The sequence below is a fragment of the Nocardia sp. GP40 genome (assembly GCF_050434125.1).
Classification (GTDB): domain Bacteria; phylum Actinomycetota; class Actinomycetes; order Mycobacteriales; family Mycobacteriaceae; genus Nocardia; species Nocardia albiluteola.
Genome location: NZ_JBNPVW010000001.1, coordinates 882231 through 894707, shown reverse-complemented (window position 1 = coordinate 894707; position 12477 = coordinate 882231). Strand labels below are relative to the sequence as shown.

The 12477-nt window shown below is 69.0% G+C and carries 13 protein-coding genes and 2 pseudogenes; 6 read left to right on the top strand and 9 right to left on the bottom strand.

The features are described 5' to 3' along the window. Positions 1-9: 9 nt before the first annotated feature. Positions 10-921 (bottom strand): LysR family transcriptional regulator, encoded by a 912-nt coding sequence (locus ABH933_RS03830; protein ID WP_429415787.1) that lies wholly within the window; start codon positions 919-921, stop codon positions 10-12. Positions 922-1151: 230 nt separating this feature from the next. On the opposite strand from ABH933_RS03830, the gene bla reads away from it, so the two are divergent. From bla to ABH933_RS03815, 3 genes are all read left to right on the top strand, one after another. After that, entirely contained in the window at positions 1152-2024 is an 873-nt protein-coding gene (gene bla / locus ABH933_RS03825; protein WP_429415784.1) for a class A beta-lactamase, read from the top strand. 120 nt (positions 2025-2144) lie between these two features. Then, positions 2145-3128 (top strand): MBL fold metallo-hydrolase, encoded by a 984-nt coding sequence (locus tag ABH933_RS03820; RefSeq protein ID WP_429415262.1) that lies wholly within the window; start codon positions 2145-2147, stop codon positions 3126-3128. A gap of 47 nt (positions 3129-3175) precedes the next feature. Beyond that, positions 3176-4351, top strand: a complete 1176-nt coding sequence (locus ABH933_RS03815) for an erythromycin esterase family protein (RefSeq protein ID WP_429415259.1) — start codon at positions 3176-3178, stop codon at positions 4349-4351. A 310-nt stretch (positions 4352-4661) separates the two neighbouring features. Here ABH933_RS03815 and recX read toward each other — a convergent pair. From recX to ABH933_RS03800, 3 genes and pseudogenes are all read right to left on the bottom strand, one after another. After that, positions 4662-5273 (bottom strand): annotated as a pseudogene (recX, locus tag ABH933_RS03810) (recombination regulator RecX); the annotation flags it as partial. A 607-nt stretch (positions 5274-5880) separates the two neighbouring features. Beyond that, the gene (gene recA / locus ABH933_RS03805) at positions 5881-6924 is read right to left on the bottom strand and encodes a recombinase RecA (RefSeq protein WP_429415256.1); all 1044 of its coding nucleotides are present in this window, start codon (positions 6922-6924) and stop codon (positions 5881-5883) included. Between the two features lie 198 nt (positions 6925-7122). After that, positions 7123-7296 (bottom strand): hypothetical protein, encoded by a 174-nt coding sequence (locus ABH933_RS03800; RefSeq protein WP_429415253.1) that lies wholly within the window; start codon positions 7294-7296, stop codon positions 7123-7125. Here ABH933_RS03800 and ABH933_RS03795 point away from each other — a divergent pair. Continuing rightward, positions 7265-7345 (top strand): annotated as a pseudogene (locus tag ABH933_RS03795) (CGNR zinc finger domain-containing protein); the annotation flags it as partial. The gene ABH933_RS03800 and the pseudogene ABH933_RS03795 overlap by 32 nt on opposite strands. 15 nt (positions 7346-7360) lie before the next feature. On the opposite strand, the gene ABH933_RS03790 reads toward ABH933_RS03795, so the two are convergent. Together ABH933_RS03790 and ABH933_RS03785 are read right to left on the bottom strand one after the other, a co-directional pair. Then, on the bottom strand, positions 7361-7555 hold the full coding sequence (locus tag ABH933_RS03790) for a DUF3046 domain-containing protein (protein ID WP_215919285.1): 195 nt from the start codon (positions 7553-7555) through the stop codon (positions 7361-7363). A gap of 49 nt (positions 7556-7604) precedes the next feature. After that, on the bottom strand, positions 7605-8762 hold the full coding sequence (locus tag ABH933_RS03785; protein ID WP_429415250.1) for a glycosyltransferase: 1158 nt from the start codon (positions 8760-8762) through the stop codon (positions 7605-7607). A gap of 212 nt (positions 8763-8974) precedes the next feature. Between ABH933_RS03785 and ABH933_RS03780 the strand changes: the two genes are divergently transcribed. Further along, positions 8975-9445 carry a cupin domain-containing protein gene (locus ABH933_RS03780; protein WP_215919281.1) on the top strand — a complete coding sequence of 157 codons (471 nt, stop codon included), beginning with the start codon at positions 8975-8977 and terminating at the stop codon, positions 9443-9445. Positions 9446-9464: 19 nt separating this feature from the next. After that, positions 9465-10022 (top strand): HD domain-containing protein, encoded by a 558-nt coding sequence (locus ABH933_RS03775; RefSeq protein ID WP_429415246.1) that lies wholly within the window; start codon positions 9465-9467, stop codon positions 10020-10022. A gap of 13 nt (positions 10023-10035) precedes the next feature. Here ABH933_RS03775 and ABH933_RS03770 read toward each other — a convergent pair whose 3' ends face one another. From ABH933_RS03770 to ABH933_RS03760, 3 genes are all read right to left on the bottom strand, one after another. After that, complete coding sequence (locus ABH933_RS03770; protein WP_429415243.1) at positions 10036-10746, bottom strand: PIG-L deacetylase family protein; 711 nt, start codon at positions 10744-10746, stop codon at positions 10036-10038. A 77-nt stretch (positions 10747-10823) separates the two neighbouring features. Continuing rightward, on the bottom strand, positions 10824-10994 hold the full coding sequence (locus tag ABH933_RS03765) for a hypothetical protein (RefSeq protein ID WP_215919272.1): 171 nt from the start codon (positions 10992-10994) through the stop codon (positions 10824-10826). 337 nt (positions 10995-11331) lie between these two features. Further along, positions 11332-12267 (bottom strand): hypothetical protein, encoded by a 936-nt coding sequence (locus ABH933_RS03760; RefSeq protein WP_429415240.1) that lies wholly within the window; start codon positions 12265-12267, stop codon positions 11332-11334. Positions 12268-12477: the final 210 nt, after the last annotated feature.

Here is a 12477-nt window from a genome sequence, read left to right as displayed (position 1 = left end):
GCCGCATCGTCAGTTGCCGTGCTCACGAGCGGATCCTTCGCCACCCGCACCGTCCTTCGGCACGCCCAGACACCGCCCGATCAGGGCCTGCGGCAGCGTCCGCAGGCGTTCGGCATCCTCATGCTGCCCGGCCTGGATGTCGTAGCCGCGTGCGGGTTCCAGCTCGCCGATCGGCCGCCATGCCAGGCCGAATTCGGCGGCCTGCACCGGTGAGCAGAGCAGCAGATCGGTCGAGCCGAGCACCTCGGCGACGGCGGTGACCAGCGCCTCGCCCACGACCACCTGGACCGGCTGCAGCCCGAGCGAGTCTCGCAGGCGCACCAGGCGATCCCGGATGTGTGGCACATCGTCCTCCGGCTGGATCCAGATCCGGCGGCGGCGGCTGTCGCGATCCGCACGCGAGGCCCGCAGCGTCTCGAGGTAGATCGGAGAGACGTGCGGCCCGCGAGTATCGGCCAGCCCCAACGGAATTCGCCACCGCCCGCGGTCGGCGGGGACGGCGACGAGCGCGGCGCGGACCTCCTGGGTGCGGGCGAGTTCGGCACGCTCGCGCGGCCCGGCCGGATGCAAATCGAGGTTCAGGCCGCACTGCTGCCCTCCGGCAACCAGCCTCGCCAGCGGGAGCGGACCGCAGATGGCGGGCACCGCCACCCGCAACGGCCGCCGTCGGGCGCGCTCGGCCTCGAGGTCCATCGCCTCGGCGAGCTCGATCAGGCGCCGCGCAGCCGGGAGCATGTCCCGCCCGAACGGCGTCAGCACTGCGGTGCGGGAGGTCCGATCGAGCAGCCGCGCCCCGAAATGCTGTTCCAGCGCGGCGATGCGACGGCTGGCCACCGATTGCGGGATCTGCGCCGCAGCGGCCCCGGCAGTAAAACTGCCGTGTCTGCTGACCGATACGAAGGCCCGGCATGCGGCGACCATATCCACGGCTATGCATTGTATGCCGATTCAGCATCGTTACAGCCATTACCGTCTTGGACAGCATCGCTTTCGAATGGGAGGCTCATCGGCAGCCGCCACTCCGCGGCCGCACGACTCATCGGAAGGCGACAATGAGGTTCGACTCCATTCGCGCGAAACGCCGCAGCGGACGCCCCCGGAGATACGGCTCCGGAATCCACCGGAGCGCTGTGGCTCTCATTGCGGCGACGATGCTCGGGCCGCTGACCGCCTGCGCTGCGGGGCATCCGGCGACATCCACGCGTACCACGCCCGCTCCGGAGACGACATCGGTCGGCGGCCAGGCGGTGCGCGATCAATTCGCGGGGCTCGAAACGCGATTCGGAGCGCGGCTGGGCGTTCTCGCCCTGGACACCGGTTCGGGTCACACCGTCGAATACCGCGCCGACGAGCGGTTTCCGTTCTGCTCGACCGCCAAGGCGATGACCGCGGGCGCGGTGCTCACCACCGCGGGACCGGACGAGCTCGATCGCCGTATCACTTACACCACCGCAGACATCCTTGCCTACGCGCCGGTCACGAAACAGCATGTGGCCGAAGGGATGACGATCCGCGAACTCCTCGACGCCGCGATTCGCCACAGCGACAACACCGCGGCCAACCTGCTGTCCGGCGTCCTGGGCGGTCCCAAGGCGTTGCAGCAGGACCTGCGGGCGATCGGCGATCAGGTCACCAGCAGCGATCGGCTCGAGCCCGATCTGAACGAGGCAACCCCGGGCGATACCCGCGACACCAGCACGCCCCGCGCCTTCGCGACGGACCTACGCACCTACGTCCTGGGCACGAGGCTACCCGCGGACAATCGGGCCTTGCTGACGGCGCTGCTGCGCGACAACACCACCGGCACCGACCTCATCCGGGCAGGTGTGCCGGCAGGCTGGGTCGTCGGCGACAAGACCGGCAACGGAAAGTACGGCACCCGCAACGACATCGCAGTGATCTGGCCGCCCGGCCGCGCCCCGATCATGCTGACCGTGATGTCCACCCGCGACCACCGCGACGACACCTACGACAACGCGCTCATCGCCCAGGCTACGGCCGATGCCCTGAAGGCATTGGGCTGAACCACAATTCAGTGCGGATGGCGTCGCGGCTGGACCAGCTCGCCATGATTCGCGAGTCACACCGCGGTGGATCGGGGTGGTGGTCGGTCAACTCACAATCGAGATCGATTCGAGGATCAAATGAATACGCAAGATTCGGCGCTGACCCGTCGCGGCCTGTTCGGCATCGGGGCCGGAGTGGCGGTGGTCGCGGGCGGCGCAGCATGCGGAACCGCAAGCGAGGGAACATATCCCGTGTCGCAATCGCCACGGAGGCTCACCGGAATTACGCTGCGCTGGTGGGGAAACAATGGCTGGCAGCTCCGGATTTCCTCCTCGAAGGGCGAGAGGTCGGTCTTGATCGACCCGTGGCTGACACGATTCGAGACCGGCACCTACACCGCGGCGGGTTCCGATCCGAACACGCCACTGTCGGTAGACACCGCGCTGATCGACCGCTACGTGGACAGCGGCGACCTGCGGGCGGACCACATCCTGGTCACCCATGGACATTTCGACCACATCACCGACGTCCCCTATCTCGCGCATCGCACCGGGGCAACCGTGATCGGCACCGAATCCCATCTGAATCTGTTGCTGGCGCTCGGCGCGCCGGAGAGTCAGCTGTCGGTGGCCAGCGGGGGCGAATACCTCGAGGGCGACGGCTACCAGATCCGGGTTATGCGCTCGCTGCATTCGCAGGTGGGGCCGCGCGCTCGGGTCCCGTTTCCCGGCACCCGGCCCGCCGCACCCCCGCCGCGCCCGCAGACGATCCGTGATCTGGTGGAGGGCGGGACGCTGGCGTATCAGGTGGACACTCCCGGCGGTTCGATGCTGAACCTCGGCGGTTCGAACTACATCGAATCCGAGCTGACGGGCCTGCGCCCGGACGTGCTGATGCTGCCGGTCGGCGGCACGAAGGTGCACGATTACGTTCCACGCCTCCTGCGCGCCACCGGAAATCCGCACTACATCCTGCCGACACACTGGGACGATTTCGACGTGCCGCTGGCCCGGCCCACGAAGGACACCGGCGGCCTGGACCCGTTGCGCCGAGCGGTGGCCGAGGCCGCGCCGGGGAGCCAGTTCGTTGTGCTGGAGCATCTGGGCACATTTCCCGCGTGACGCCGCCGCTTGACCTGAAGTTAACTTCAGGTGTGAGAGTTGGCGGCATGAACGTCACGACCGATTCGTCCTTGCATCCGGCCCCCCTCGGCGACTACCCGGCTCCGCGGCCACTCGACGATGCCGCGCTCGATCACATCGCGCTGTCTCTGTCCGCGGCGAGCGTGGTCGGGATCGGGGAATCGACCCGCTTCGCTCAGGAAACCTTCGCCGCGCGGGCGGCGATTTTCCGGATTCTGGTGCAGCGCCATGGATTTCGCACACTTGCCCTGCAGGACAGCAGCACCGTCGGTGCGGCCATGGACCAGTTCGTGCTGACCGGCGAGGGCTCGGCCGCCGCCGTGCTCGGTGCCGCGTGGCGGCCGTGGCGCACGGCCGAGATGGCGGCCGCACTGGAATGGATTCGCGATTTCAACCGCGACCACGCCCAGGATCCGGTCCGGATCATCGGCATCAAACCGGCACAGGCCGGGCCGGACGATTACGACGCGGTCGCCGCGGCCGTCCGGACCCACGCATCGGACCGGCTGCCCGAGCTGAGTTCGCATCTCGACGTCATCCGCACCGCCCATACCCTCGACGAGCATGTGCAGCGAGCGAACGGGACGCATCCGGGACGCCGATTCGCCGACCACGCGCACGACGCCGCGGCACTCCTGGACGCGCTGCCCACCATCCCCGCGGACGCCCGGGACCGCATGCGGCTGATCGTCGAGTTCCATGAAAACAGCGTCGCGGGACGAGGCAGCTTCGTCGGGGACGACGCCGTCTGGGCCGAGACGATCATCGAGCATCACCGCCGTACCGACCTGCGCACGGTCCTGTGGGATGGAATCGCCCACACGTCCGCGAGCGGACCGGATTTCGGCCTGACCGCCGGTGACGGCGACAATGTCAGCATCGGCAGCGTGCTGCGCGAACACTTCGGCCCCGCCTACGCCTCGGTCGCGATCGGCTTCCACCATGGCAACCTCGGCGTTGCCGAAGTTCCCGCCCCGGCACCGGATCTCGTCGATGCGGCCCTGGGTGAATCCGCCCTGCCGGCCCTCTGGATGGACCTTCGCACCACTCCGGTGCCTCGCCCGGCCGCACTGCGCACCATCAGCGGCGTCTATACCCCCGCAAGCGACGCGGCCGGACGGATCACCGTCGGCTCACTGTCCGGCGCGTTCGACATCCTGATCCACTTCCGCGAGGTCACCCCGGTCCGCTGGCTCCCATGAACCGCGATCCCGACTTTGGTGTCGACCGGAACCGCACGCCACCGCCAGGGTCCGGCTAATCCTCGCTTGCGGCCAGTTCCGCCTTGACGAAGACGTATGCCTGAGAGGACGGATAACCGCGACGGGCCAGCACACCTACCAGGCGGCTGATTTTCTTGTCGCGGGCCAGATCTGGTGGCATGCCGCGGAGCTTGCGACGGACCAGCTCCGCGGCGGAATCGTCAACGGGCGCCTCCGGATCAGATCTGGGGCCGGATCTCGCGGGATCGGGCGCTTCCCGGCGGGGCGGGTCGGGAAAATCTGCGGGCGCGAGCTCCGAGGACACCACGGCGAAGGCGGTGGACGGGTCGTAGCCGCGGCGGGCGAGCATGCCGACCAGGCGACGGGTTGCCTTGTCGCGGTCGAGATCTCGGGGCAGGGTGCGTAGTTTCTGACGGACCAGATCCGCGGCGCGGGTCCGTTCGTCATCGCCGCTGATGGCCTCGAGTGCCGGTGCGGAGTCCTCGGGTGCGATGCCCTTGCGGCGCAGTTCCTGCGCGAGCACCTTCTTTCCCTTGCCCGAATATGTGTGCCGGGAGTGCACCCATTGTTCGGCGAATGCCGCGTCGTCGATCAGTCCGACCTCGGCGAGCCGATCCAGCGCTCGCCCGGCGATCTCGGGTGTATATCCCTTGGCCGCCAGCTTGTCCGCGAGCTCGGCCCGGCTGCGGGCTCGGTCGGTCAGTAACCGCAGGCACACGTCCTTTGCCTGTGCCTCCGTCCCGCCCTGCGGCTCGCGGCCGGTGTCCGAACCGTTCCGCCGCGACCCGTGCCCGGCATCCGCGCCGCGCCGCTCCGATCCGCGGCCCGCCTCTGCACCGTTCCGCCGCGATCCGCGCCGGGTACGCCGCTCGGACTCCGCCGACTCATCATCGGGGGTCAATCCTCCGACGCGGCCTGCTTCACCCTCGATTCTTCGAGAGAGCTGCCGATCCGATGTTGGCACGTCGACGATGTCACCCCGTGGTCCTCGACCAGCGGAGCGCTCGGCCGCAACCGCGTTACTGCCGAACGGCCCTTCCTCCGACCGCTCGGCAGTATCGCCGCGTGGCTCCGCGCCACCGGGCGAGGGCCGATGTGCCCGGCCCCCTCGCGCCGGGCGGCCGACAGGATCCGTTGCACCGGGACGATTCCCGAATACCGGTTCGGCACGAGTCCGGACGAACTCATCGGCATCATCGCGAGCACATTCCTCGTCGCGAGGATGATCGCCCCGGAACTCCTCGCCGGAGTCCGGTGCGATCGCCCCACCATCGGATCTCCAGAGGCCGGTGGGTGCTTCGTTCTCCCCTGGTGCGGGACGCTTCCCGCGCCCCGAACGGCGGTGCGGCCGAGCCGATCCGGAGTGGTCGGCGGGGTCGTCCGCCCGCGACCGTCCTCCCGATTCCACCTGCTCGATCTGCCAGCGCAGCCGCTCCACCGCCTCGAGCCGAGTCACGCCAGGGGCCCGAGACGACCCGGACCCCGGCGTTTCCCGGTCCGGCATCGATTCAGAAGTCGACGGGCGCCTCGGCACCCGCGTCTGCGGTGACATCCGCACCGATGCCGAGCTTTTCCTTGATCTTCTTCTCGATCTCGTCGCGCACGTCGGCGTTCTCGAGCAGGAACTTGCGCGCATTCTCCTTGCCCTGGCCGAGCTGATCGCCCTCGTAGGTGTACCAGGAGCCGGACTTGCGGATGAATCCGTGCTCGACACCCATATCGATGATCGAGCCCTCCTTGGAGATGCCCACACCGTAGAGAATGTCGAACTCGGCCTGCTTGAACGGCGGCGCAACCTTGTTCTTGACGACCTTGACGCGGGTGCGGTTACCCACCGCGTCGGTGCCGTCCTTCAGGGTCTCGATGCGCCGGATATCCAGGCGCACCGAGGCGTAGAACTTCAGCGCCTTACCACCGGTGGTGGTCTCGGGAGAGCCGAACATCACGCCGATCTTCTCACGCAACTGGTTGATGAAGATGGCGGTAGTGCCCGAGTTGTTCAGGGCGCTGGTCATCTTTCGCAGGGCCTGGCTCATCAGGCGGGCCTGCAGGCCGACATGGCTGTCGCCCATCTCGCCCTCGATCTCGGCGCGGGGTACCAGCGCGGCCACCGAGTCGATGACGATGATGTCCAGCGCGCCGGAGCGCACCAGCATGTCGGCGATTTCGAGCGCCTGCTCACCGGTGTCGGGCTGGGAGACCAGCAGTGCATCGGTATCGACACCCAGCTTGCGGGCGTAATCCGGATCCATGGCGTGCTCGGCGTCGATCATGGCCGCGACGCCGCCGTTGGCCTGCGCATTGGCGATCGCGTGCATGGCGAGCGTGGTCTTACCGGAGGATTCCGGACCGTAGATCTCGACGATGCGCCCGCGCGGCAAACCGCCCAGCCCCAGGGCGACGTCCAGCGCGATCGACCCCGTGGGGATGATCGAGATGGGCTGGCGCGCCTCCTCACCGAGGCGCATCACCGCACCCTTACCGAAGCTCTTCTCAACCTGCGCCAGGGCGAGCTCGAGCGCCTTATCGCGGTCGTAGGCCTGTGGTGCCATCGTCTGTTCCCCTTCTCGCGGGTGGGTCCTTATGTGGTTAGCGCCCACAGTAGAGGGCGGCACCGACAAGTTCTGACGGCCAGCTTAGACGAACAGATGTTCGATGCAAGCGACGCGCCAGCACACCGCGCGAAACACTCGCCTCCCGCGGCCACCACCGGCCCCGCACCACATATCCACGGGACCGTCACCCGGCGATCATCCGAGCATCGGATTCGCCGGCGAGAGCTCCGGCGGTCCCCAGCGCAACGGAATCGCGTGCGCGATCTCGACCACCTCGTCGACGGCGAAAGCGATCGAACACTGCGCATCGGTCGCGAAAGTCCGTTCGTCCCAATAGAACGGCACCCGCCGCTGGCATTCGATGGCCACGTGCGGCGACCGGGCCAAGGCGGCCCGGCACTACGCCAGAAAATCCTGAGCTGTCAGCGGTCGGTCACCAGCGGCCGCGCGGCACATCGAACTCGGCGCACAGCGCGCGCCAGACATCGCGCGGATCGACGCCGTCCTCGATGGCCTGGGAGCCGGTGCGCCCGCCCATCGACGGCAGCACGTGATCGGACAGCAGGACATCGCCCCGGGACACCCCGAACTGGGTGTGCAGCATTTCCTGAAATTCCGTCAATCGCACTGTTCCGAGGGTACAGCGCACCGGATGCCGACGTCGTAGCGCACGCGGCTCACTCGGCTCCGGCCGCCACCCGATGGCAGATCTCGACCGGGTCCTCGACCTGCTCCACCGTCGCCGCGGCGGCTGCGGCGGCCCGCGAGAACGACGGCTCGTCCAGCATCCGCCGCACCGCGTCGCGCACCGACTCGGCGGTGAAGGGCCGGACCACGATCGAACTCCCCTGGCGGGCGGCACGATTCGCCAGCTCCCACTGATCGCCGCCGCCGGGCACGGTAACGATCGGCACCCCGGCGAGCAACGACTTGGCCAGCAGCCCGTGCCCGCCGCCCCCGACGACGACCGCGGCCCGCCGCAGCAGCTCGTCCTGGCGGCCCAAACCCGCGACGGCCCACGGCGGCAACTCCTGCGGCGGGGCGTCGAGCATCGAAATCGCCACGCGCACACCGGCTCCGTCGAGTGCGTCGAGGACCGACCGCGCCATTCCCCCGACACCGGTCTGCGCGGTCGACGGTGCGACCACCACCAGCGGATCCTCGCCCGCCGGGAGCGGCAGGACCTCGGCGGTCGGCTCCCAGAGCAGCGGACCGACCACGTGTGTGCGCTCCGGCCAGTCGGGTCGCGGCACCTCGAGCGCGGGCAGGGTAGCGATCAGCCGGGCCGTGGGGCCCGGATCCGCCCCGGGCAGACCGACACTCGTGCGCGCCGCGCCGCGCTGCCGGTCCCCGCGGGTGATCGCGCGCGCGGTCATGCCGCGCAGCACCGCATCTCGCGTCCGGCCGCGGAATCCCTCCCCGGGCGCGAGCCCACTTCCGATGGGCGGCAACGCCTTCGATGGGAGATACAACGGATGCGGCGACAACTCCAGCCACGGCACCCCGAGCCGTTCGGCCGCCATGCCGCCGCCCGCGGTCAGCACATCGGAGATCACCAGCTCCGGCAGCATGGCGCCCAGCTCCGGCAGGATCTCGGTGGAGATGTGCGCGGCACGCTCGTGAATACGCTGTCCCGCATCGCCGTCGTCGTCCTGTGGCCGGGGCGCGAGTCCCCGAAGCCGGCGCACCCCGATCCCGGCCGCGCGCGCCGCGTCGAACCATCGCGGACTCGTGAACAGCACCGGCTCGTCCCCCGCGCCCAGCAACCGCAGGCACAGCGCGATCGCCGGAAACGCATGTCCCGGATCCGGCCCTGCCACCACCGCCACTCGCATGGGCACAGACTGCCATATCGGGGCCCTGCGTCATCGCTCCCGTCCGGCCGTTCGACGGCGGGCCACCCTATCCTCTTGCGCCGGCGCCATGTCGGGCCCTGCCCCAGCGATCTCCCTGCCACAGCGATATCGCACGCTCCGAGCGGCACCAGTACCAGGCATTACCGGAGGCGATTGGTTAGCATGGCAAATCAGCCAGCGAGGAGGATGTCATGGCCGACGACCCGAAAGATTGGCGCGAGCACGGCGTCCGTGTGGTGCCCGGTGACCAACTCGACCCCAACACCGCGCAGACCCCGGGCATGCACCGCGAGGCCGCGGTCAGCCGGGCGATGACGGGCGCGGCACGGATCTGGGCAGGCACCGTGGCGATCGAGCCCGGCGCCGCCACCGGCGCGCACCATCACGGTCCGCTGGAGAGTGTCATCTACGTGGTCGCGGGCCGGGCCCGGATGCGGTGGGGCGAGCGCCTGGAATATCTCGCCGAGGCCGGGCCCGGCGACTTCATCTACGTACCGCCATTCGTCCCGCATCAGGAGATCAACGCGCAGGACGACGCGACGTTGCGGTGCGTGGTGATCCGCAACGACCAGGAACCCGTGGTGGTCAACCTCGATATCGACGAGGTGGAGGGCGAACCCGAGACCGTGCCGTGGGTCGATCCGCATCATCCCGCGCCGTGATCCCGGACGCACGCACCGCATGATCTCCCCGCTCACCACCGTGGACGAGCTGATGTCCCTGCTCGCCGACTGCGAGGATGCCTGGGACATGCCCGACCGCAGCGGCGATCCGGTCGACATCCTCGATCACGACCGCCAGTGCGCCGAACTGCTGCGCCGCGACCATCCCCGCGATGAGGAGCTACAGGTCGCGGGCCTGGTGCATGATATCGGCCATGCCCTGGTGCCCGGCGACGACGCGGGCCACGGCCGACACGGCGCCGCGGCGGTCCGCGAACTACTCGGCGCGCGCGTGGCCCGGCTGGTCGAACTGCACGTCGTCGCGAAACGCTATCTGGCGGCGACCGATTCGGGGCACGCGGCGAGCCTGTCGGCCTCGAGCCTGCGCACCCTGGTGACACAGGGCGGACCGATGAGCGCCGCCGAGGCGGCGGAGTTCGAGGCCGATCCGGACTTCGCCGCCGCGCTCACCCTGCGCCGTGCCGACGATGCGGGCAAGGTCGTGGGCCTTGCGGTGGGGGCGCTGGAATCCTGGCGCCCGGTCGTCGAGCGCGTCGCCCGGGCGGCTCGGCGGTAGCAATCCGGCTCGCTCAGCCGCCGAAATAGAACAGCTCGAATCCGACCGCGCGGGCCGCGGCGAACCCCTCGACAGGCTCGGTGGCCCGCTCGACGATCGCCCTGGCCTGTTCGGCCATCGGATCCGAGCTCAGGGCCCCGAGATAACGCCCATGCGCCGCAATCGATTCCAGGGCGGCATCGAAGGAATCGGTGACATCGACGGCGTGCGTGACGACCGGTCCGGCGACCGCCGCCCACCTGGCCGACCAGATGGGCAGGCCCCCCAGTTCGGGGAAGATCCACTCGTTGGCGGCATCGGCAATCGCGTCCAGCGCGGCCCGGCCGACCGCACGGTGGTCGGCGCTGTTGAGGTATCCCGGCTGCCATGTGCCGCCGAAATTGAACAGGACCACCATATCCGGACGATGCTGGCGAATCGCCCGGGCCAGATCGCGGCGCAGCGCCAGGCTCTCCTCGATCCGCCCGTCCGGATATCCGAGGAACTCCACCTCGTCCACACCCACGGCCTTGGCGGCGGCGATCTCTTCCGCCTCCCGCAGCGGCCCGGCCTGATTGGGCGGTAGCCCAGCGATCCCGGCCTCCCCGCTGCTGGCCAGCACATAGCGGATGTGCTTGCCCTGCCCCGTCCAGCGGGCCACCGCGGCCGCAGCTCCATACTCGATATCGTCCGGGTGGGCGACGATCACGAGCCCGCGCTGCCAGTCCTCGGGTACCTGCTCCATGTCACCTATTCAAGCATCGGAGACGACAAGGGGCCGCCCGGAACCTTCGGCCCGGGCGGCCCCAGCGTGCACGACGTCTACATCTTGTCGACCGTGGACTTCGAGCCCGACACCGCCTTGTACAGCAGGTACAGCCCGAACACCACGGCACTGATCATCAGGATCGGGAACAGCGCCTTGACCAGCGCGCCGACCACGATCAACGCCAGCCACACAAGCGCGACGACGCCCAGGATCTTCCAGAACATGTTCCATTCCTCCCGAAGGTTTCCGTCGAACCTTTCGTCTGCGTGATCCGACACCATCCATACTGCCGACTCCCCGCCGGAATATCACCAGGTCAGCGTCGATATCAGGGAAAAATCAGGGTTGTTCCGGAGGGGATGTGAGCCGTGCCGTCCCGAGCGCACGCCGCCGGCGGGACCACCCCTCAGACCCACCGCGAGATCCCATAAATCAGCACCAAAATCCGCCAGTCCTGACAACCGAGATGCAGAAAAGCCCCTTCAGGACGACGTGCAGATCGATTCAAGATCGATCGCACGCGACCCCGGCCTTTCCGAAGGCCGGGCCGACTTCATCCGGTCACCGGCATTGCCCCGCGTAGTACGCGTCCAACAGCGGCACCGGATCCAGCTCCTCGACCTGATGGCCCGCGTTGACGTGGTCGGTGAGGTCCTTTCCGTCCCGGGCCTGCACGATCCGGATCTGGCCCACGGTCCCGGCGAGGGTGCCCGCGACCCTGACGGCTCGGCGATAGCCGGGTGCGTCGCGATCGGCGATGATCCATACGCGACGGGCGCCGCGCAGCCAGGCCGCGTGGGCGTGATGCCAGCTCAGCGCGCCGCCGGCGTTGGTGGTGGCGAACAGGCCCGCGCGACGGGCGGTGCGGGCATCCCGTTCCCCCTCGCAGAGGTGGATGTCCGCACCGGCCGCGACCGCCGGCACGATATCGGGCAGCTGAAACGGGATGGCGGCGAATCCCCCACGCCGCCAGCCGGTCTCGGTCATATGCTCCTGCCAGAAATGCTTGTCGTGACCGCGCTCGCGGGGCGTGTGCCGACGGGTTACGCGACCCTCCGGGCTACCGTCCGGCCATCGGTAGATGTAAGTCGCGATCGTGCGGGCCCGCCCGGTGACGCGGCCCAGCTCGGGCCGATGCCGGTCCAGCGGCAGTCCGGCGATCAGGATGGCCCGGTCGGCCAGTGCCGGCTCCGCGGCGCGATCGACAGAACCCGTTGCACGACCGGATATTTCACGATCGAGCGGGCGATCGAAGAGGTCGCGAACCCGCAGGCCGAGGCGGGCCAGCACCGCCTCGTCGACGCAACCGGCGAAGCAGCGGACGACGGTCTTGCCCTTTCGCCGATTGTAGGCCACCCCCAGCGAGGGGTGATGAGAACGCCCGTCGCCCTCGTGCACGGGACACAGGTAGCGAATCCATTCACCACTGGGCCTGCCGGGGCCGCACGCGCGATCGAGCGCGGCGGTGACGGTATCCCAGGATCGATCGGCGCTCATACTGTCGTCCTCTCCCCCTCCGGTGTACCGCGCACCACTGCGATTCGCACGTATGTGCGAGAAATCGTGACGACACCGCGACCGGACCAGCCCCCACACCAGCAACGCAGACAGGGCACAGCCGGCATCGGCCCAGCACTCGGTCCTGCTGGGCCCCGACGAGCACCCCCTCGCCGAACTCGCCCCGAGACGCTGTCCGGCACACCCGCC

Coding starts and splice junctions, on each gene's coding strand:
- recA (WP_429415256.1), bottom strand. CDS start 6,924: ATGGCACCACAGGCCTACGACCGCGATAAGGCGCTCGAGCTCGCCCTG.
- ABH933_RS03760 (WP_429415240.1), bottom strand. CDS start 12,267: ATGAGCGCCGATCGATCCTGGGATACCGTCACCGCCGCGCTCGATCGC.
- ABH933_RS03830 (WP_429415787.1), bottom strand. CDS start 921: ATGGTCGCCGCATGCCGGGCCTTCGTATCGGTCAGCAGACACGGCAGT.
- ABH933_RS03770 (WP_429415243.1), bottom strand. CDS start 10,746: ATGGAGCAGGTACCCGAGGACTGGCAGCGCGGGCTCGTGATCGTCGCC.
- ABH933_RS03815 (WP_429415259.1), top strand. CDS start 3,176: ATGAACGTCACGACCGATTCGTCCTTGCATCCGGCCCCCCTCGGCGAC.
- ABH933_RS03820 (WP_429415262.1), top strand. CDS start 2,145: ATGAATACGCAAGATTCGGCGCTGACCCGTCGCGGCCTGTTCGGCATC.
- ABH933_RS03785 (WP_429415250.1), bottom strand. CDS start 8,762: ATGCGAGTGGCGGTGGTGGCAGGGCCGGATCCGGGACATGCGTTTCCG.
- ABH933_RS03780 (WP_215919281.1), top strand. CDS start 8,975: ATGGCCGACGACCCGAAAGATTGGCGCGAGCACGGCGTCCGTGTGGTG.
- ABH933_RS03765 (WP_215919272.1), bottom strand. CDS start 10,994: ATGTTCTGGAAGATCCTGGGCGTCGTCGCGCTTGTGTGGCTGGCGTTG.
- bla (WP_429415784.1), top strand. CDS start 1,152: ATGCTCGGGCCGCTGACCGCCTGCGCTGCGGGGCATCCGGCGACATCC.
- ABH933_RS03775 (WP_429415246.1), top strand. CDS start 9,465: ATGATCTCCCCGCTCACCACCGTGGACGAGCTGATGTCCCTGCTCGCC.